Source organism: Lawsonibacter celer (genome assembly GCF_014281125.1).
Classification (GTDB): domain Bacteria; phylum Bacillota; class Clostridia; order Oscillospirales; family Oscillospiraceae; genus Lawsonibacter_B; species Lawsonibacter_B celer.
This window is the reverse complement of the sequence record NZ_JACOEA010000002.1, coordinates 115,233-133,851: the sequence shown is the minus strand read 5'-3', so window position 1 is coordinate 133,851 and position 18,619 is coordinate 115,233. Positions and strand designations below refer to the sequence as shown.

18 protein-coding genes are annotated in these 18,619 nt (G+C 61.9%); 14 read left to right on the top strand and 4 right to left on the bottom strand.

Going from position 1 to position 18,619, the window contains the following annotated elements; all coding sequences use genetic code 11:
* Positions 1-99 precede the first annotated feature (99 nt).
* Complete coding sequence (locus H9Q75_RS05375) at positions 100-1,473, top strand: MATE family efflux transporter (RefSeq protein ID WP_186565155.1); 1,374 nt, start codon at positions 100-102, stop codon at positions 1,471-1,473.
* A gap of 42 nt (positions 1,474-1,515) precedes the next feature.
* Here H9Q75_RS05375 and H9Q75_RS05370 read toward each other — a convergent pair whose 3' ends face one another.
* Both H9Q75_RS05370 and H9Q75_RS05365 read right to left on the bottom strand, forming a co-directional pair.
* On the bottom strand, positions 1,516-2,079 hold the full coding sequence (locus tag H9Q75_RS05370) for an ECF transporter S component (RefSeq protein WP_186565154.1): 564 nt from the start codon (positions 2,077-2,079) through the stop codon (positions 1,516-1,518).
* A 146-nt stretch (positions 2,080-2,225) separates the two neighbouring features.
* On the bottom strand, positions 2,226-3,605 hold the full coding sequence (locus tag H9Q75_RS05365; RefSeq protein WP_186565153.1) for a uracil-xanthine permease family protein: 1,380 nt from the start codon (positions 3,603-3,605) through the stop codon (positions 2,226-2,228).
* A gap of 373 nt (positions 3,606-3,978) precedes the next feature.
* Here H9Q75_RS05365 and H9Q75_RS05360 point away from each other — a divergent pair, with 373 nt between their 5' ends.
* Positions 3,979-5,238, top strand: a complete 1,260-nt coding sequence (locus H9Q75_RS05360) for a diaminopimelate decarboxylase (RefSeq protein ID WP_186565152.1) — start codon at positions 3,979-3,981, stop codon at positions 5,236-5,238.
* A gap of 60 nt (positions 5,239-5,298) precedes the next feature.
* Here H9Q75_RS05360 and H9Q75_RS05355 read toward each other — a convergent pair whose 3' ends face one another.
* A complete protein-coding gene (locus tag H9Q75_RS05355; protein ID WP_186565151.1) occupies positions 5,299-6,450 on the bottom strand; it encodes a DUF5780 domain-containing protein in 1,152 nt (383 codons plus the stop codon).
* A 145-nt stretch (positions 6,451-6,595) separates the two neighbouring features.
* Here H9Q75_RS05355 and H9Q75_RS05350 point away from each other — a divergent pair, with 145 nt between their 5' ends.
* The 7 genes from H9Q75_RS05350 to mreB all read left to right on the top strand — a co-directional run bounded on the left by H9Q75_RS05350 (position 6,596) and on the right by mreB (position 12,683).
* Positions 6,596-6,910 carry a helix-turn-helix domain-containing protein gene (locus H9Q75_RS05350; RefSeq protein ID WP_341480908.1) on the top strand — a complete coding sequence of 105 codons (315 nt, stop codon included), beginning with the start codon at positions 6,596-6,598 and terminating at the stop codon, positions 6,908-6,910.
* 117 nt (positions 6,911-7,027) lie between these two features.
* Complete coding sequence (locus tag H9Q75_RS05345; RefSeq protein ID WP_186565386.1) at positions 7,028-7,507, top strand: COG2426 family protein; 480 nt, start codon at positions 7,028-7,030, stop codon at positions 7,505-7,507.
* 42 nt (positions 7,508-7,549) lie between these two features.
* Positions 7,550-7,885: a hypothetical protein gene (locus H9Q75_RS05340; RefSeq protein ID WP_186565149.1), complete on the top strand. Its 336-nt coding sequence runs from the start codon at positions 7,550-7,552 to the stop codon at positions 7,883-7,885.
* Positions 7,886-7,982: 97 nt separating this feature from the next.
* Entirely contained in the window at positions 7,983-10,187 is a 2,205-nt protein-coding gene (recD2, locus tag H9Q75_RS05335; protein ID WP_186565148.1) for an SF1B family DNA helicase RecD2, read from the top strand.
* 501 nt (positions 10,188-10,688) lie between these two features.
* The gene (locus tag H9Q75_RS05330) at positions 10,689-10,871 is read left to right on the top strand and encodes a type II toxin-antitoxin system antitoxin (RefSeq protein WP_243200700.1); all 183 of its coding nucleotides are present in this window, start codon (positions 10,689-10,691) and stop codon (positions 10,869-10,871) included.
* The gene (locus tag H9Q75_RS05325; RefSeq protein WP_186565147.1) at positions 10,868-11,524 is read left to right on the top strand and encodes a phosphoribosyltransferase family protein; all 657 of its coding nucleotides are present in this window, start codon (positions 10,868-10,870) and stop codon (positions 11,522-11,524) included. The genes H9Q75_RS05330 and H9Q75_RS05325 overlap by 4 nt, the downstream gene beginning before the upstream one ends.
* 130 nt (positions 11,525-11,654) lie before the next feature.
* Positions 11,655-12,683, top strand: coding sequence for a rod shape-determining protein (gene mreB / locus H9Q75_RS05320; RefSeq protein ID WP_279287642.1), 1,029 nt, complete (start codon positions 11,655-11,657; stop codon positions 12,681-12,683).
* 49 nt (positions 12,684-12,732) lie between these two features.
* On the opposite strand, the gene H9Q75_RS05315 is transcribed toward mreB, so the two are convergent.
* On the bottom strand, positions 12,733-13,833 hold the full coding sequence (locus tag H9Q75_RS05315; protein WP_186565145.1) for an iron-containing alcohol dehydrogenase family protein: 1,101 nt from the start codon (positions 13,831-13,833) through the stop codon (positions 12,733-12,735).
* A 175-nt stretch (positions 13,834-14,008) separates the two neighbouring features.
* Between H9Q75_RS05315 and pyrE the strand changes: the two genes are divergently transcribed.
* The 5 genes from pyrE to H9Q75_RS05290 all read left to right on the top strand — a co-directional run bounded on the left by pyrE (position 14,009) and on the right by H9Q75_RS05290 (position 18,611).
* On the top strand, positions 14,009-14,683 hold the full coding sequence (gene pyrE, locus H9Q75_RS05310) for an orotate phosphoribosyltransferase (protein WP_186565144.1): 675 nt from the start codon (positions 14,009-14,011) through the stop codon (positions 14,681-14,683).
* 31 nt (positions 14,684-14,714) lie between these two features.
* A complete protein-coding gene (locus H9Q75_RS05305; RefSeq protein WP_186565143.1) occupies positions 14,715-15,401 on the top strand; it encodes a JAB domain-containing protein in 687 nt (228 codons plus the stop codon).
* A gap of 85 nt (positions 15,402-15,486) precedes the next feature.
* The gene (uvrB, locus tag H9Q75_RS05300; protein WP_186565142.1) at positions 15,487-17,451 is read left to right on the top strand and encodes an excinuclease ABC subunit UvrB; all 1,965 of its coding nucleotides are present in this window, start codon (positions 15,487-15,489) and stop codon (positions 17,449-17,451) included.
* 27 nt (positions 17,452-17,478) lie between these two features.
* Positions 17,479-17,856 carry an MmcQ/YjbR family DNA-binding protein gene (locus H9Q75_RS05295; protein WP_186565141.1) on the top strand — a complete coding sequence of 126 codons (378 nt, stop codon included), beginning with the start codon at positions 17,479-17,481 and terminating at the stop codon, positions 17,854-17,856.
* A gap of 8 nt (positions 17,857-17,864) precedes the next feature.
* On the top strand, positions 17,865-18,611 hold the full coding sequence (locus H9Q75_RS05290; protein ID WP_186565140.1) for a hypothetical protein: 747 nt from the start codon (positions 17,865-17,867) through the stop codon (positions 18,609-18,611).
* The last annotated feature ends 8 nt before the right edge of the window (positions 18,612-18,619 follow it).

Here is an 18,619-nt window from a genome sequence, read left to right as displayed (position 1 = left end):
AGTGCTAATATATTTTTCTTTACGGGGAAGGAAGACAAGAGTATAATGCTCTGGATTGTTCCGGTGCATACAGCGCCGGGCGTACAGAGGAGGGGACCTATGAAACGGACGAATGACCTGGGACACGATCCGGTATTTCAGCTTGTCTTGCGGCTGGCCATTCCCACTATGCTGGCCCAGCTGGTCAGCGTACTGTACAGCATCGTGGACCGCATCTATATTGGCAATATTCCCGTGATTGGGGATCTGGCCCTGGCCGGGGTGGGGGTATGCGGCCCTATTGTCACCCTGCTGGCCTCCTTTGCCTCCCTGGTGGGCCTGGGCGGCTCTCCCATCCTGGCCATGCGCATGGGGGAGGGGCACCGGGATGAGGCGGGCCGGGTGCTGTCCAACAGCTTTTTGATGCTGCTGGTGCTCTCCGGCGGGCTGACCGCCGGCTTCCTGCTGTGCAAGGAGCAGCTGCTGCTGTGGTTTGGGGCCAGCCAAGCCACCTTTGCCTATGCGGATACTTATCTGACCATCTACACCGCGGGCACCTTCTTCGCCCTCATGGCCGCGGGCATGAACAGCTTTCTCATTGCCCAGGGGTATTCCGGGCTGGGAATGGCCACGGTGGTGGTGGGCGCGGTGCTGAACATCGTGCTGGACCCGGTGTTTATTTTTACCTTTGATCTGGGGGTGGCCGGGGCAGCTTTGGCCACCGTGCTCTCCCAGGTGGCCTCCTGCGCCCTGGTTCTGGGGCTGCTCCTGCGCAGGCGTATGCCTGTGCCCCTGCGGTGGGGTGGTTTTTCCTGGCGGGTGATGAAGCGCATTCTGGCCTTCGGCCTGTCCCCCTTTCTCATCATCGCCACCGACAGCGTGCTGCTCATCGTGCTCAACACGGTGCTCCAGCGCTACGGCGGGCCCGGACTGGGGGATACCCTGGTGACCTGCGCCACCATCGTGCAGAGCTATCTGCTCATCATCACCATGCCCATGGGGGGCATGACCTTGGGCACCCAGCCGGTGGTCAGCTTTAATTACGGAGCGGCGCGGCCTGACCGCATCAGGGCCGCCATCCGCTCCATTGTGCTGCTGTGCGTGGCCTTCTGCGTGATCATGACCGTGGTGACCCACACCCTCTCGCCCTATTTTGTGCGCCTTTTTACCGGGGATGCGGAGCTGATCGCCCGTTCCGTGCGCTACATCAAGCGGTTTACCGCCATGATCATCCCCCTGGCTATTCAGTATCCCCTGGTGGATGAGACCACCGCCCTGGGGCGGGTGCGGCAGGCCCTGTTCTGCTCCCTGTTCCGCAAGTCGGTGTACCTGGCCTGCCTGCTGTTGCTACCGGCCTTGGCGTCTGCGGAGGCGGCCTTCCTCGCCGAGCCCATTGCCGACGTGGTGGCCGCCACGGTGACCACCTGTCTGTTTTTCAAGATGTTCCCCCGGCTGATGGCCCAGCTGGAACAGGGCCAGCCGTCCGGTATATAAAGAAACGCCGCCCCACCGGGGCGGCGTTTTTGCGGGATGGAATCAGGCCAGCTTCACATGGGCGCGCCGAAGGGCATACCGAAGCGCCAGGCACAGGGGCGGGGCGGCGGCAATGGCCACGGCGGCGTTGAAGAGGGAGGCGGGGATCTTCAGCGGCAGCAGGGCGGCGGCGGCCCCCATAGTCAGACCGCCCACCAGCATGTTGTCGTAGAACAGGGACTTGGAGAAGTAGAGGGCGTAATACACCACACAGCCGACCACCGCGCCGGTCAGGCAGCGGGAATAGACAGGGGACTCCCGTCGGTCCGGGCGCAGCATGACCAGGCCGGCGGCCAGCCCCATGGCGCCTTTGGTGAGGAAGGTAATCCAGCACTCGGGCGCGTAGGCGGGGATGGTCAGGTCATAAAGTGCAGAGCCCAGGCCGGCGGCCAGTCCGCCGATGGGGCCCAGCAGCAGACCGGAGAGGACGCACATGATATTGGCCAGCGTAAACGCGGTCTGCCCGGTGGGCAGCGGAATAATGATGCGGGGATAGTTCACGGCAAAGACCAGCGCGGTCATCATACCCAGAACCGCAAGGGTCAGAGTATTGGAATGACGTTTCAAAGGAACCACTTCCTATCTGTAAGGTGGAGTTAGTATAGCGCCGATCTGAACATAGTTCAAATGCCAGTTTTGAATCTTTTTATAAGTCCAGAATGCAAAAAGCATCCCCCCGGCCTTTGGCCGGGGGGATGCTGCGGAAAGGGGGATTAGTACCGGCCCATATCGCCGGAGCGGCCCTCGGTCACATCGGTGCCGAACACATAGTCCTTGCCGGGCAGAATGGCGTTGAGCACAATGCCCGCAATGGCGGCAATGGCAAGGGAGGTGAGGGTCACATGGGCCTCACCCACGGTGAAGGTCAGGCCGCCGGAGAAGCCCAGGCCGCACACCAGAATAACGGCGGCAATGATCAGGTTACGGGAGTTGGTGAAATCCACCCGGTTCTCCACCACATTGCGCACGCCGATGGCGGAAATCATACCGTACAGAATAAAGGACACGCCGCCGATAATGGCGGTGGGGATGGAGTTGACAATGGCGGCAAAGGCGGGGGAGAAGGACAGAATCACCGCGTAGAGGGCAGCCAGGCGGATAACCCGGGGATCATATACCCGGGAGAGCACCAGCACACCGGTGTTCTCGCCGTAAGTGGTATTGGCCGGGCCGCCGAAGAAGGCGGACAGGGAGGTGGCAATACCGTCTCCGATGAGCGTGCGGTGCAGGCCGGGATCCTCAATGAAATTCCGACCCACAGTGGCCGAAATAGCGGACATATCGCCGATGTGCTCCATCATGGCGGCAATGGCGATGGGGGCCATGACCAGAATGGAATTGACGTCAAACTTGGCGATGGAGAAGGGCTGCAGGCCCACGATCTGGGAGGCGGCCACGGCGGAAAAGTCCATCAGGGGGATCACATTGCCGGCCGCGTCCAGCGCGGTGGCGCCGCAGGCGTTGGCGATGACCGCCACGATGTAGGAGCCCACCACACCCAGCAGGATGGGGATGATTTTAATCATGCCCTTGCCCCAGATGTTGGCCACAATGATAATCGCCATGGCCACGAGGGCCAGCCACCAGCAGGTCTTGGCGTTGTTGACGGCGGAGGGCGCCAGGTTCAGACCGATCAGGATGATGATGGGGCCGGTGACCACCGGGGGCAGAAAGCGCATGACCCGCTTCACTCCGGCCAGCTTGATAATGGCGGCCAGCACCAGGTACAAAAGCCCGGCCACCACTACACCGCCCAGGGCGTAGGCCAGTTTTTCCTCGCCGCTCATGCCGGCATAGGCGGGCAGCTCAGCCACCGCCTGAAAGCCGCCCAGGAAGGCGAAGGAAGAGCCCAAAAAGGCGGGGACCTTCATGCGGGTACACACATGGAAGAACAGGGTGCCGATTCCGGCGAAAAACAGAGTGGTCTGGATGGACAGCGGCAGGCCGTAGCTGGTGACCAAAATGGGGACCAGCACGGTGGCGCCGAACATGGCGAACATATGCTGCAGGCCAAGGATCAGCATCTTGGGGATGCCCAAGGTCCTGGCGTCACGGATGGGCTCATTGCCCGGGGTGGTAGTTTTCTTTCCCATAATACGCTCCTCTCAATCTCTCTCCAGCTTGCAGATGTATCATTTCCAGAAAAAAAGCAATTACTTTTCAGCGAGAAAAGCAATTGCCCTTAATTGCAAATAATATGGCCAGGAGCGCCGAAAACCGAACCGCATCCCGTTTCACCAGCCCCAACCTCCACCTGCTCCGAATTCTGCACTATGGTAACAGAAACCGGCGCTTAATGCAAGAGGAAGCGAAAAACTTTTTCGGATTTCGGCGCTTTTTCCAACATGGTGGAAAAAAAGGCGGAAAGGGGTAGGAATATCTGTGGATTGACAAAATTTTTACTTGGGGATTATAGTAATAGCAGAATCAAACAGCCTCGGCAGCAGAAAAGGTAAGGTGTGCAGTATGAAAAAGCCCTTTGTGACCAAGCGGCAGCTGGAAGAGATCGCCGCCCAGTATCCAACCCCCTTCCACCTCTATGACGAGAAGGGCATCCGCGAGAACGCCCGCCGTCTGAAGGCGGCCTTCGCCTGGAACCCGGACTATAAGGAGTATTTTGCCGTCAAGGCCACCCCCAACCCTGCGATCCTGAAGATTCTGAGGGAAGAGGGCTGCGGCGTGGACTGCTCCTCCCTCACCGAGCTGATGCTCTCCGACCAATGCGGCTTTACCGGGGGCGAGATCATGTTTTCCTCCAACGAGACGCCGGCGGAGGAATTTGAGCTGGCCGCCAAACTGGGGGCCACCATCAATCTGGACGATTTTACCCACATCGACTTCCTTCAGCAGACGATCGGATATATCCCGGAGACCATCTCCTGCCGCTTCAACCCCGGCGGGGTGTTCCAGCTGGGCGCCTCCAAGGAGGGCTTCCAGGTGATGGACACCCCGGGGGACTCCAAGTACGGCTTCACCAGGGAGCAGCTTTTTGAGGGCTTCAAGAAGCTCAAGACCATGGGGGCCAAGCGCTTCGGTATCCATGCCTTCTTGGCCTCCAACACCCTGTCCAACGACTATTACCCCGCCTTGGCCGCCATTCTCTTCAAGCTGGCGGTGGAGCTGCGGGACGAGACGGGGGCGGATGTGAAGTTTATCAACCTCTCCGGCGGCGTGGGCATCCCCTACCGCCCGGATCAGCCCGCCAACGACATTGCCGTCATCGGCGAGGGCGTGCGCCGGGCCTATGAGGAGATCCTGGTTCCCGCCGGGATGGGGGACGTGTCCCTGTGCACCGAGCTGGGGCGCTTTATGCTGGGGCCCTACGGCTGCCTGGTCACCCGCGCCATCCACGAAAAGCACACCTACAAGGAGTATATCGGGGTGGACGCCTGCGCCGCCAACCTGATGCGCCCGGCCATCTATGGGGCCTACCACCACATCACCGTCATGGGCAAGGAGGACGCCCCCTGTGACCACAAGTACGACGTAGTGGGCTCCCTGTGCGAAAACTGCGACAAATTCGCCGTGGACCGCATGCTCCCCAAAATCGACAGGGGCGACCTGCTGGTGATCCATGACACCGGCGCCCACGGCTTCTCCATGGGGTACAATTACAACGGCAAGCTCCGCTCGGCGGAGGTGCTGCTCCGGGAGGACGGCTCCACCAAGCTGATCCGCCGCGCCGAGACGCCGGAGGACTATTTCTCCACCATGATCTTTGACTGAATGTGAAAGGACAGGCCCAGCCGGAGTGCCGGCTGGGCCTGCTTTTGTATCGGAAACCGCTCAGGGACGCTTTGTTCCCTCGTACAGAGCGCACCAGTCTTCAAAGAGTGGATTCTCCCAGACATCGCTTTCAAATGTTTCATAGGAGGCGACCATAGCTGTAAAGTGTGTAATGCCGCAGGCCTCGTCTACTTCAAAGCCGGCGCTCTCACCAAAGGAGTCTCCCGGGACCAGATTGATGTCAGTGTAATTGACCTGCTTGATGTAAGAGCCGTCGGAGAAGTCGATAGAGCCCTTGATCTTGACTGGCAGACCATTTTTGTCCCAGGCGGCGAAGGCCACCACGGCGTTTTTGATATCCGCGTCAGTATCGTTCTGTAAGACGGCCTGGAGCATGTCGGGGTAGAGGGATTTATACTGTTCATCCTGCACCACATATTGGGTGGAGACAACCCGGAGGGGCTGCTCTGCCAGTTGAGCCAGCAGTTCCTCCTCCGGAGCAGAGGACGTGGGAGTAGCAGCGGAACTTCCGCCTGTGGAAGAGCCAGTAAAAGAGGCGTCGGCGGGGGAGACCTCTACGCTGAGGGAATCGCTGTACTTTACGCCCCCGTAGAGCGTGCGCCAGGCATCGTAATAGGGATTTTCCCAGGTATCGCCCCCAAAGGTCTCGAAGCTCACCACGACGGCGGCAAAAGTGGCGATGGCACAGTCTTCGCTGATCTCAAAGCCGGAGTTCTCGCCAAAGGAGTCTCCGGGGACCAGATTGATGTCGGCGTAATTGACCTGCTTAATGTAAGAGCCGTCGGAGAAGTCAATGGAGCCCTTGATCTTGACTGGCAGACCATTTTTGTCCCAGGCGGCGAAGGCTACCACGGCGTTTTTGATATCCGCGTCGGTATCGTTCTGTAAAACGGCCTGGAGCATGTCGGGGTAGAGGGATTTATATTGCTCGTCCTGCACTACATATTGGGTGGAAGAGATAAACAGGGGCAGCTGGGCCAGCAATTCCTCAAATTCTGCGGCAGACAGAAGCACGGGAGTGCTTTTGGATGGTGAAGGAGTCTCCTGGATGGAGGGGGGTTCCACGGCATCAGAGGTCTGAGTCGACAGGGGCGTACCGGTGGAAGCGGTGCTCTGCGTACCATTTCCGCCACAGGCGGCAGCCACTAGGGCAAGCGCTGCGGCAAGGGCCAGCACAGAAAGCTTTTTCATAGATGTGCCTCTCTTTCTTTGTGATGGAGAAAATCTGCTCCAATGTTTGATATTTTACCATAAAACATCAAGTAATACAATATATTAAATATACATTATAAGTTGATGTTAAGAGAAAAAACTATCACTCATACTATTCGTTGAGGTGATCGTTTTGCACACTAGAATCAGAGGGGCGCGGGAGGCGGCCGGATATACAAGGGAGCAATTTGCCGAATTGGTGAATGTCAGCGTCTCTTACATGGCGGAGGTAGAACGAGGGCGGACAGGCGTATCTGTAAAGACACTGACGGCTATCTGCCGGGTGCTGGGGCTGTCCGCCGACTATCTGCTGTTTGGTGCGCCCCGGAGCGCGGATGAGCGGATTCTGGAAAAATGGCGGCGCCTGGACGCAAAGTACCATCCGCTTGTGGAGCATCTGCTCAATGACCTGCTTGCCCTGGAGGCGGGGAAAAGCTGACGCGGGGCGCACAGGACGGTGACCGGAATTTCTTTTATAAAAAATTTATATTTTACCAGGCGTTTCTATGGTATGATAAGAGCATCCTGCTCTTGAGGTGAACAGATTTTGGATTTGATGCAGTGGCTGACCGATACCGGCCTGGGCCGGATGGTCTTTACCATGCTGGTATCCATGGTCCCCGTGGTGGAGCTGCGGGGCGGCGTGCCCTTTGGGGTGGCCCTGGGGCTGCCGCCTTGGGCGGCTCTGATCGCGGGTATCATCGGCAATATGATTCCAATTCCCTTTATTGTGGTCTATATCCGTCGCATCTTCCAGTGGATGCGACGGCGCATACCGCGCCTGGGACAGCTGGTGGACCGGCTGGAGAAGAAGGCCCACCTGAAGGGCCGCAAGGTGACCAAATATAAATATCTGGGCCTGTTTATCTTTGTGGCCATTCCGCTGCCAGGTACCGGCGGCTGGACCGGAGCGCTGGTGGCGGCATTTCTGAATATGCCGCTGCGCAAGGCATTGCCCTCCATTTTTGCCGGGGTCGTCACCGCTGGACTTATCATGACGTTTTTGACCCACACGGTGACGACACTTGTGACGTAACGCCCGCTCCGCGCATAGAATGGCGCGGAGGTGAGCCGGAATATGAAAACTTTGCTGGAAATCATCCTGGCGCTGCTGGCGGCGGCCGGGCTGCTGTGGCTGTGCTGGCTGCTGTTCGGGCGGCTTTGCTCCGGCGGGGAGCACTGGGGCGGCCCGGTGTATGCCGTGGTGCCCGCCGAGGGGGACGGCGAGCGCCTGGAGGGCGAGGTGAAGCGCCTGCTGTGGCTGAAGGGCGGCCAGTACCCCATGACCATCATCATCGCCGACGGAGGGCTGAACCCCGTGGGGCAGGCCGCGGCCACGGCGCTGCTGGCCCAGAACCAGGGGCTTGTGATCTGCCCTATGGACCGGCTTGGCGAGTACATCGGCCACCTGTGAACGTATCGACAAACCCCATGCTTCATGCTAAAATAGATCTGCCTGCTCCGCGTTGTACGCGGAAGAGGCGGATCTTTTTTTGTTGGGAGGCGCGTTTATGCCGGAGGACCGCAATTTGATCCAAGGGACCGTGGAGGCGGTCATCTACCAAAACGCGGAAAACGGCTACACCGTCTTGAAGCTGGACGCCGGCGAGGGGGGCGGCGTCACGGTGGTGGGGTGTCTCCCCGGGGTGGCGCCCGGGGAGGGGCTGAGCGTGTCCGGCGCTTGGGTGCGCCACGCCTCCTATGGAGAACAGTTCAAGGCCGAGACGGTGGAGCGGCGGATGCCCGCCGGGGAGAAGGCCATCTTTGACTACCTGGCCTCGGGCGCGGTGCGGGGCATCGGCGCGGCCACGGCCCGGCGGATGGTGGAGACCTTTGGAGGAGAGGCGCTCACCGTGCTGGAGGAACATCCGGAGCGCCTGACCCGGATTCAGGGCATCACCCGCAAGCGGGCCCTGGCCATGGGGGAGCATTTCCGGCTCCAGATGGGCATGCGCCGCCTGCTGGATTTTTTGGGGGAGCACCAGATGCCCCTGCAGTTGGCCATGCCCCTCTACCGGCGCTACGGGGACCGGGCCCTGGAGATGGTACGGTCCAATCCTTATCTGCTGGTGGACGGGGAGCTGGGGGTGGACTTCGCCGCCGCGGACGAGCTGGCCCTCAGCACCGGCATCGAGGGGGACGACCCCCAGCGCATCGAGGCCGGCCTGCTCTTCGAGCTGCGCCACAATCTGGACAACGGGCACACCTTTCTGCCCAGGAACAAGCTGCTCTGGGCCACCGGGCAGCTTATCGGCGTGGAGGGGGAGGTCCTGGAGGACGGCCTGGAGGCCCTGCTGGAGCGGGGAGAGGCGGTCCAGGAGGAGGCGGCGGGAGAGACCGCCGTCTACCTCCAGGAGCTTTGCGAGGCGGAGCAGTACGTGGCCTGGCGGCTCAAGGAGATGGCGGCGGGGGAGATGGTCCCCCCATCCGACCTGGAGCGGCTCCTCGACCGCATTCAGACCGAGCAGGGCATCACCTACGCGCCCCAGCAGCGGCAGGCGGTGGCCCTGGCGGCCTCCAGCCAGGTGATGCTGCTCACCGGCGGGCCGGGCACGGGCAAGACCACCTCCCTGCGGGGGGTGCTGGCCCTCTTTGATGCCCTGGGCCTGGACACCGCTCTGGCTGCCCCCACCGGCCGGGCGGCCAAGCGCCTGGGGGAGCTGTGCGGGGTGGAGGCGGCCACCATCCACCGCCTGCTGGAGACCCAGTACGACCCCCGCTCCGGCCGCCTGGTGTTCGCCCACGATGAGGACGAGCCCCTGAAGGCCGACGCGGTGATTGTGGACGAGACCTCTATGGTTGACATAACGTTGATGCGCGCTCTCCTCTCCGCCCTGCGGGGGGAGTGCCGCCTGATTCTGGTGGGCGACCCGGACCAGCTGCCCAGCGTGGGGCCGGGCAACCTGTTCGCCGACCTGATCCGCAGCGGGGTCATCCCCATGGTGCGCCTGACGGAAATCTTCCGCCAGGCCGCCGAGAGCGCCATTGTCCGTTCCGCCCATGAGGTCAACCGGGGCCAGGTCCCGGACCTGCACAATAAAGGGGGCGACTTCTTCTTCCTGCGCCGGAGGGAGCCGGCCCGGGCGGCGGAGACCATTGTGGAGCTGGTCCAGACCCGCCTGCCCAGAAATATGGGCATCCCGCCCGAGCAGATCCAGGTGCTCTCTCCCACCCGCAAGCGTCTGGCGGGCACGGCCGCCCTCAACCGGGCCATTCAGGAGGCGGTGAATCCCCCGGCGGAGGGCCGCGCCGAGCGCCGCTTCGGGGAGTTCATCTTCCGGGAGGGGGACCGGGTCATGCAGATCCGCAACAACTACGATGTGATGTGGAAGGAAAAGGGCGGCCTGTCCTCGGGCATGGGGATGTTCAACGGGGACATCGGGCAGGTGGAGCGCATTGACAACCGAAATGAGATCGTGACCGTGGACTTTGACGGGCGGCTGGTGGAATACACCCCGGACATGCTGGGGGAACTGGAGCCGGCCTACGCGGTGACGGTCCATAAGGCCCAGGGCAGCGAGTACCGGGCGGTCATCCTGGCCGCGTGCGGCGCGCCCCCAGCCCTGATGACCCGGGGGATTCTCTATACCGCCATCACCCGGGCCAGAGAGTTGCTCATTCTGGTGGGAGACGACGAGGCGGTGGCGCAGATGGTGGCCAATAACCGGCAGCAGAGACGGTACTCCGGCCTGCGCTGGCGGCTGGCAGAGGGATAGTGACGCCTGTCAGGCGGGGATGTCCCCCTTGGAGGGACGAAGGGGTTTGCGCTCCCGCGCGGGTCCCGGACCGTTTCTTTTTGACAGGCCAAAAAGAAACGGTCCGGGACTCCAAAGAAAAAGCACTACGTTCATCTGAAACCCTTGACTGCTACTGATCGGCGCGCCCGTTAGGGCGGCCACGCGGTTCCTTCGGCGGCTCGGCCGCCTTCCCTGGCAGTGAATCGGTCTGGTGGACCCCGGTAAGTCGCGCCTCGTGGCGCGGCCGCGGGGCTTCACCTCAGGGGGGTACATCCAATAGGGGGGCCGCAGGGGGAGGGAAATCGAAATCCCTCCCTCTGCCGATTCTTTTCCCCCTTTCTCATCGCTGAGAAAGGGGGCCCCGGAGGGAACCCTCTCCAAATTTGCCGCGTGCATTTGCACGCACTTTCTATAAATTAATCAAAAAACTCATACCATGTATGCAAGATGCGTGCTATTGCACGCGGCAAGGCGTGTGGTATGATGAAAAAAGAAGTAAAGCATGTGGGACTGAGGGTCAGTCCGGAGACCCACCAGAAGCTGCGCTATATTGCAGAGTATGAGGGCCGCACCATCAATGGCCAGGCCCACTACCTGATCCAGTCCTGCATCCGGGAGTTTGAGAAGGAGCATGGCCCCATCCCGCCCGAGGAGCTGAAGTGATCCAGGCGCTGGAGGTCCTGCTGGACCTGCTCTTCCCGCCCAAGTGCGTCTTTTGCGGCGCGCTGCTCCAGAAGGGGGAGTCCGGCCTGTGTGCCGGGTGCCAGACCACCCTGCCCTGGCTTACCGGGGAGGCCGCGGAGCAGAAGGGGGAGTTCTTCTCCCTCTGCGTCTCGCCCCTGCGCTATCAGGACAAGGTGCGGGATTCCCTGCGCCGCTATAAGTTCAGCGGCCGCCGAGGCTACGGCAGGGTCTACGGGACGCTGCTGGCCCAGTGCGTGCACGACCACCTGGCGGGGCGGTATGACCTAATTACCTGGGTGCCCCTATCCGCCCGCCGGCGGCGGCAGCGGGGCTATGACCAGGCGTTTCTCCTGGCCTCTGCGGCGGCGGAGGCGCTGGGGGAGAAAGCTGTGGCTACGCTGCGCAAGGCGCGCCACAACCGGGCCCAGTCCGGGCTGGGCGAGGACGCCACCCGCCGGGCCAACGTGATCGCGGCCTATGAGGTGCTCGACCGGGAGGCGGTGCGGGGCAGGCGGGTGCTGCTGATTGACGACATCGTCACCACCGGCGCGACCCTGAGCGAGTGCGCGCGGACCCTGCTCGCCGCGGGCGCAAAAGAGGTGGTCTGCGCCGCCGCGGCCCGGGCGCGGTGAGCCGCCTTGAAAATTAATCGGACTTTATGTAAAATAAAGTTGAAATAGCGCCGGGACATCTGTATAATATAGGGGATTAATCATGGGATTTTGGGCAAAATTAAAACAAATGCTTTTTCGAGGTGCAGGTATGTTCAGCTTCAGTAAAGATATTGGCATTGACCTGGGCACAGCGTCCATTCTGGTCTATGTAAAGGGCAAGGGCGTGGTCCTGCGGGAGCCCTCCGTGGTCGCCATTGACAAAAACACCGGCAAGCTGCTTAAAGTGGGCACCGAAGCCCAGCAGATGCTGGGCCGCACCCCCGGCAACATTGTGGCCATCCGCCCCCTGCGGGAGGGCGTGATCTCCGACTACGACATGACCGAGCGCATGCTCAAGGAATTCATCCGTAAGGTGACCTCCTTCCGGCTGTTCAAGCCCCGCATCGTCATCTGTGTTCCCTCCGGCATTACGGAGGTGGAAGAGCGCGCGGTGATCGACGCGGGCATCCAGGCGGGTGCCCGGCGGGTCTACCTCATTGAGGAGCCCGTGGCCGCCGCCATCGGCGCGGGCATCGACATTGCCAAGCCCGACGGCCACATGATTGTGGATATCGGCGGCGGCACCAGCGACATTGCGGTCATTTCCCTGTCCGGCATTGTGGAGTCCACCTCCATCAAGATCGCCGGCGATCAGTTTGACGAGGCCATCGTGAAGTACATACGGCGCAAGCACAATGTACTGATTGGTGAGCGTACGGCCGAGGAGCTGAAGATGCAGATTGGCTGTGTGTTTCCTCGTCCGGAAGAGCAGACTGTGGAGATCAAGGGGCGCTGCCTGATGACCGGACTGCCCCGGGTGTTCTCCGTGTCCTCCAGCGAGATGATCGAGGCCTTCGAGGAGGTCTCCACCCGCATCCTGGAGGCCATTCACGGCGTGCTGGAGCGCACGCCCCCCGAGCTGGTGGCCGACATCTCCACCAACGGTATTGTCATGACCGGTGGCGGCTCCCTGGTTTGGGGCTTTGACAAGCTCATTGAGTCCCATACCGGCATTGAGACCCACGTGGCGGACGACGCCATCTCCTGTGTGGCCTACGGCACGGGCAAGAGCTTGGACAACGTGGCCGATATGCAGGACGGCACCATCAATCTCTCCCGCCGCAAGCAGATGAACTGAATGCAAAACAAACAGGAGCCCCGGGCAGCTGCCCGGGGCTCCTGCTGTGTTACACGCCGAAGGCGGCGCGGTAGAGGGCGCGCACCTGCTCCGGCCCGAAGGGGAGCACACAGTTGGCCAGATTCTTTGCCCGGGAGGCGGAGGCGGTATACGCCTCCGCCTCCTGCGCGGTGAGGGTCTCACGCCGGCCGAGAAGGACGTCCATAATTTCCCGGAAGGCGGAGACGTCCGCCGCACCCAGGGCGGAGAGCAGCGCCTCCACCCGGCCGGGGTGGACGGGGGCGACCATGGCCAGCAGGTCGGGCAGCAGCAGGCCGTTGGCGCGGCCGTGGGGCACATGCCGGAAATAGGTAAGGGGATAGCCCATGGCGTGGACGGCGGTGGTGCCAGTCTGTGCGATCACCATGCCGCCCAGGGCAGAGGCGTAGAGCAGGCGGGCCCTGTTCCCGCCGGTCAGCTGGTCCGCGCTCAGCCGGGGAAGGATGGAGCCGATGACGCCCACCGCCTGCAGCGCCAGGGCGTCGCTGAGCACGTCGGCCTTGGCGGAGAGATAGCCCTCCATGGAGTGGGAAAGGGAGTCAATGACCGTGTTGACCATAGTGGAATGGGGCAGCCGCTCCAGATACCTGCCGTCCAGCAGGGCCAGGTCGGCAAAGAGGGCTGGGGCGGCCAGAGAGGTCTTGGTCTGCCGGGCATCGTCGGTGAGCACGGCGTACTGGGTCACCTCGCTGCCCGTGCCCGCGGTGGTGGGAATGCAGCACAGGGGCAGCCGTCGACCGTAAAAGCCGCCGAACAGTTTGTCACGGGGGACATCTTCACAGGCCAGCCAGGCGATGGCCTTGGAGGCGTCCATGGGAGAGCCGCCGCCGATGCCGATGACGAAGTCGGCCCCCTCGCTACGGGCCAGGGCCGCACCCTCATAGACGCAGTCGATGGTGGGGTTTTCCATTACCCGGTCAAACACGGTCCAGCTTTGCCCATTGGCGGCCAGGGCGGCCTCCACGTCGGTCAGAGAGCCATTGGCCCGGGCGGAGTGGGCGCCAGTGACGATCAGGGCGTGCCGGCCCAGTCCGGCCAGCTCTCCCCCGTGCCGGCGGACGCAGTCCTCCTCCATGCGCACCTGGGTGGGCATCAAAAAGTGAATATCCATGGATACAACACTCCTTTTTTCAGATTGGTTCCATTTTACAACAGAAGGACGGGTTTGACCAGCCCCATCCGTGTGGGGAGACGATTGGCTGAAAACTGTCGACTTGGGCTTGTACGGCGGCCCGGCCGGTGATATAATATTATGCTACTATTTTTTAGAGAAAGGGCTGCTTGTCATGACCTATCAGGAAGAATTCATTACCTTCATGGTTCGCTCCGGTGTGCTCACCTTTGGGGATTTCACCACCAAATCCGGCCGCAAGACCCCCTATTTCATCAACACGGGCAACTACAAGACCGGCGCCCAGGCCGCCAAGCTGGGGGACTACTATGCCGCCTGCATCCAGGCCAACCTGCCCGACGGGGTGGACTGCCTGTTCGGGCCTGCCTACAAGGGCATCCCCCTGGCCGTCACCGCCGCCGCCTCCCTGTACCGCAGCTATAACCGGGACCTGCCCTATTGCTTCAACCGCAAAGAGGCCAAGGACCACGGCGAGGGCGGCTCCATGGTGGGCTACAAGCCTCAGAACGGGGACCGGGTGGTCATCGTGGAGGATGTGGTCACCGCCGGCACCGCTGTACGTGAGTCCCTGGAGCTGTTCAAGACCCTGGGGGACATGAAGGTGACCGCACTCATTGTGTCCGTGGACCGGATGGAGCGGGGCACCCGGGACTGCTCGACCCTGGACGAGCTGCGGGCCGACCACGGGATCGCCGTCTATCCCATCGTGACGGTGAAGGAGATCATCTCCTTCCTCCATAATCGCCCTATCGACGGCAGGGTGTATATTGACGACGCCATGAAGGCCAGAATGGAGGCCTACCTGGCGGAGCATGGAGCAAAGGCGTAAGCCCATCAGAGCAGGAAAGGGGGGGAGAGGCATGGGGACCCACGATGGACACCGGGCGCGGATGAAAGGGGAATTTCTGGCCCGGCCGGACTCCTTTCCCGACCACAAGGTGCTGGAGATGCTGCTCTTTTATGCCAATCCCCGCGGGGACACCAACCCCATCGCCCACGCGCTGATGGAGCGGTTCGGCTCCCTGGCCGGGGTGCTGGACGCCCCGGTGGAGGAGCTGGTGAAGGTATCCGGCGTGGGGGAGCACGCCGCAGTGCTGCTTAAAACCGCGAAAGAGACTGCGCGCCGCTACTTTGCCGCCCGCACCGACATGACGGAATGCGTCTCCAGGACCGCCGACTGCTACCGGCTGTTCCGCCCCTACTTTCTGGGGGCCACCTCGGAGCTGGTGTACCTGCTGTGCATGGACGGAAAGCAGAAGGTACTGGGCGTGCGCAAAATAGCGGAGGGGGACGTGAACTCGGCCAGTATTGTGACGCGCAAGCTGGTGGAGGCCGCCCTCTCCCTCAATGCCGCCCGGGTGATCCTGGCCCATAACCACGTCTCCGGCCTGGCGCTACCCTCCCGTGCGGATCAGGCCAGCACAGCCCATTTCCAGTCGGTGTTCCGGCAGGTGGGCGTGGTGCTGGCCGACCATGTGATTTTCTCCGACGACGACATGGTATCCATGCTGGAGAGCGGATACTTCCGCCCGGAGGAAATCGGATGAAACGGTGGAATTTGAGGGTTGCATTAGAACGTATGTTTTGATATAATGCGATCGAACACTTTTTCGAATGCCGGAGGTGAGGCACATGCCAAAATTTGAGGTGGTCTCGGAATACCGCCCTGCGGGCGACCAGCCCCAGGCTATCGAGGCCCTGGCCGCCGGGATCGAGAACGGCCTGGACGAGCAGACCCTGCTGGGTGTGACCGGCTCCGGCAAGACCTTCACTATGGCCAAGGTCATTGAGAAGGTCCAGCGGCCCACCCTGGTGCTGGCCCACAACAAGACTCTGGCCGCCCAGCTGTGCGCCGAGTTCAAGGAGTTTTTTCCCCACAACGCGGTGGAGTATTTTGTCTCCTATTACGACTACTACCAGCCGGAGGCTTATATCCCCCACACGGACACCTTTATCGAAAAGGATTCCGCCGTGAATGAGGAGATCGACCGGCTGCGCCTGTCCGCCACCGCCTCTCTGATGGAGCGTCGGGATGTGATCGTGGTGTCCTCCGTGTCCTGTATCTACGGCCTGGGCGAGCCGGAGGACTTTGCCAAGATGATGGTCTCCCTGCGGGTGGGGATGGAGATCAAGATCGACCAGCTGCTCAAGCGGCTGGTGGACATCCGCTACGAGCGCAACGACATCGCCTTTGAGCGCAATATGTTCCGGGTCCGGGGGGATACGGTGGACATCTTTCCCGCCTACTGGAAGGACTCCGCCATACGGGTGGAGTTTTTCGGGGACGAGATCGACCGCATCAGCGAGATCAATGTGGTCACCGGCGCGCCCATCCGGGTGCTCCAGAATATCCCCATCTGGCCTGCCACCCACTATGTTACACCAAAGGAGAAGATGGACGCCGCCGTCCAGGAGATCTACAAAGAACTGGAGGAGCGGGTGGCCTTCTTCGAGGGCAATCAGCAGCTGGTGGAGGCCCAGCGCATCAAGCAGCGCACCATGTACGACATTGAGATGATGCAGGAGCTGGGCTACTGCTCGGGCATCGAGAACTACTCTCGGGTCATCGAGGGCCGGCCGGTGGGCTCGCCCCCCCACACCTTGATGGACTATTTCCCCAAGGACTTTGTGATGTTCATCGATGAGTCCCATGTCACCCTGCCCCAGGTGCGGGCCATGTACAACGGGGACAGGGCCCGCAAGACCAGCCTGGTGGACTACGGCTTCCGCCTGCCCTGCGCCTTTGACAACCGGCCGCTGAGATTCGAGGAGTTCCAGAAGCGGCTCAACCAGGTGGTCTATGTTTCGGCCACCCCCGGCGAGTACGAGCAGACCCGCTCCGGCCAGATCGTGGAGCAGGTCATCCGCCCCACCGGCCTGCTGGACCCGCGCATCGAGGTCCGCCCGGTGGAGGGGCAGATCGACGACCTGATCGGCGAGATCAACGACCGCACCGCCCGCTCCGAGCGGGTGCTGGTCACCACTCTGACCAAGAAGATGGCCGAGGACCTGACGGGCTATCTGAAAAATGCCGGCATCAAGGTGCGCTATATGCACCACGACATTGACACCATTGAGCGGCAGGAGATCATTCGGGACCTGCGCCTGGGGGTGTTTGACGTGCTGGTGGGCATCAATCTGCTGCGGGAGGGTCTGGACCTGCCCGAGGTGAGTCTGGTGGCCATTCTGGATGCGGACAAGGAGGGCTTCCTCCGCTCCGAGACCTCCCTCATCCAGACCATCGGCCGGGCGGCCAGGAACGCCGACGGCCTAGTGGTTATGTATGCCGACCGGGTGACCCCCTCCATGCGCCGGGCCATCGACGAGACCGAGCGCCGCAGAGAAAAGCAGGACGCCTTCAACAAAGCCCACGGCATCGTGCCCAAGACCATTATCAAGAGCGTGCGGGATCTGGTCAACCTGGAGGCGGAGGAGCCCGGGGCGTATGACTTCAATGCCAGGCAGATGACCAAGGCCCAGCGGCTGGAGGCCATCGCAAAGCTGGAGAAAGAGATGAAAGAGGCCAGCAAGATGCTGGAATTCGAATACGCCGCCGTTCTGCGCGACCGCATCATCCAGCTGCGGGGCGAGGGATAGAGGCGCTCAGACAGGAGGACGCTTCCCGTGTATGACTGGTTGGACAGCTATCTGCGCGCCCTGCCCGGGGCGGAGCATGACTACAAGGCGGAGTGGCAGTGGGACCGGTATCAGATCCGGGGCAAGCTCTTTGCCGCGATGTGCGCCCCCGGGCCGGAGCACAAGGTCTATGGCGGCCACCCCCTCGTCAACCTCAAGTGTGACCCGGCCCGGGCTGAACTGCTCCGGGCGGAATTCCCTGAGGTGCTCCCAGGCTTCTACTGCGACAAGTGCAACTGGATCGCCGTTCTGCTGGATGGGGCGGTGCCGGAGGATGTGCTGCGGGACCTGTGCGTTTCCTCCCACCGGCTGGTGGCGGAGAAGCTGCCCAAATACGTCCGGCGGGAGCTGGGCATGCTGGAATAGGAGGGGCCATGCGGGAAAAGTGGAGGAGCCTGGAGCGACTGGCCCAGGTGATGCTGATTATCCAGGCGGTACTGCTGGCGGTGTTTACCGTCATTTACCCCATTGTGCGCAGCCGCACCGGGATCGAGTACCGGGGCAGGTTGCTGGCCCGCTCCGTTCAGGGGGAGAACACCGTGTATGCCGGCCGGGCGGACGGGATGGCCGCTGTGTTTACGGTCTCCCCGGGGGGCGTGGTGGAGTACCGGCACGGGGAGGACCTCTACGGCCCCTATACTGTGACCCTGGACCCTGCCGCAGTGCCCGAGGGGGAGCAGATTCCCATTAACCTCACCGGAGTGGAGGTGCGCCGTGGGGATGAGGTGATCTTCCGGGGCGGCTGCTATGAGGACAGCTTTCTCATGTTATGGGATGAAAACGGAACGATCCACTCGCAATTCTCCGATGGGATCGCGGCATCCAAGTCCGACCCCAGCGAGCCCAAGGTCACCGAACTGCTCCAGCTGGTGCTCGCCCCGGAGGAGACCCGGCAGGGCTTCCTGCCTCTCTACTGGCTGGGGACGTTTGTGGCGGGGCTGAACGCCCTTTCCATCTGTTATGCCGACGCGCTCTTCCGCTGGAATTTGAGATTCCGCATCCGTGACCCGGAGAAGGCCGAGCCCTCGGAGTGGGAGCTGTTCGGACGCAGGGCGGGGTGGATTTTTCTGACTGCCCTGACGTTTCTTATCTATCTCTACGGCGCAAGCTTCCTTTTTTAAGCGCCGCT

Bases quoted from the DNA above. Each gene is read 5' to 3' on its own strand.
- H9Q75_RS05375 (WP_186565155.1), top strand. From the start codon at position 100: ATGAAACGGACGAATGACCTGGGACACGATCCGGTATTTCAGCTTGTC.
- H9Q75_RS05365 (WP_186565153.1), bottom strand. From the start codon at position 3,605: ATGGGAAAGAAAACTACCACCCCGGGCAATGAGCCCATCCGTGACGCC.
- H9Q75_RS05360 (WP_186565152.1), top strand. From the start codon at position 3,979: ATGAAAAAGCCCTTTGTGACCAAGCGGCAGCTGGAAGAGATCGCCGCC.
- H9Q75_RS05355 (WP_186565151.1), bottom strand. From the start codon at position 6,450: ATGAAAAAGCTTTCTGTGCTGGCCCTTGCCGCAGCGCTTGCCCTAGTG.
- H9Q75_RS05345 (WP_186565386.1), top strand. From the start codon at position 7,028: ATGCAGTGGCTGACCGATACCGGCCTGGGCCGGATGGTCTTTACCATG.
- H9Q75_RS05340 (WP_186565149.1), top strand. From the start codon at position 7,550: ATGAAAACTTTGCTGGAAATCATCCTGGCGCTGCTGGCGGCGGCCGGG.
- recD2 (WP_186565148.1), top strand. From the start codon at position 7,983: ATGCCGGAGGACCGCAATTTGATCCAAGGGACCGTGGAGGCGGTCATC.
- H9Q75_RS05330 (WP_243200700.1), top strand. From the start codon at position 10,689: ATGATGAAAAAAGAAGTAAAGCATGTGGGACTGAGGGTCAGTCCGGAG.
- mreB (WP_279287642.1), top strand. From the start codon at position 11,655: ATGTTCAGCTTCAGTAAAGATATTGGCATTGACCTGGGCACAGCGTCC.
- H9Q75_RS05315 (WP_186565145.1), bottom strand. From the start codon at position 13,833: ATGGATATTCACTTTTTGATGCCCACCCAGGTGCGCATGGAGGAGGAC.
- pyrE (WP_186565144.1), top strand. From the start codon at position 14,009: ATGACCTATCAGGAAGAATTCATTACCTTCATGGTTCGCTCCGGTGTG.
- H9Q75_RS05305 (WP_186565143.1), top strand. From the start codon at position 14,715: ATGGGGACCCACGATGGACACCGGGCGCGGATGAAAGGGGAATTTCTG.
- uvrB (WP_186565142.1), top strand. From the start codon at position 15,487: ATGCCAAAATTTGAGGTGGTCTCGGAATACCGCCCTGCGGGCGACCAG.
- H9Q75_RS05290 (WP_186565140.1), top strand. From the start codon at position 17,865: ATGCGGGAAAAGTGGAGGAGCCTGGAGCGACTGGCCCAGGTGATGCTG.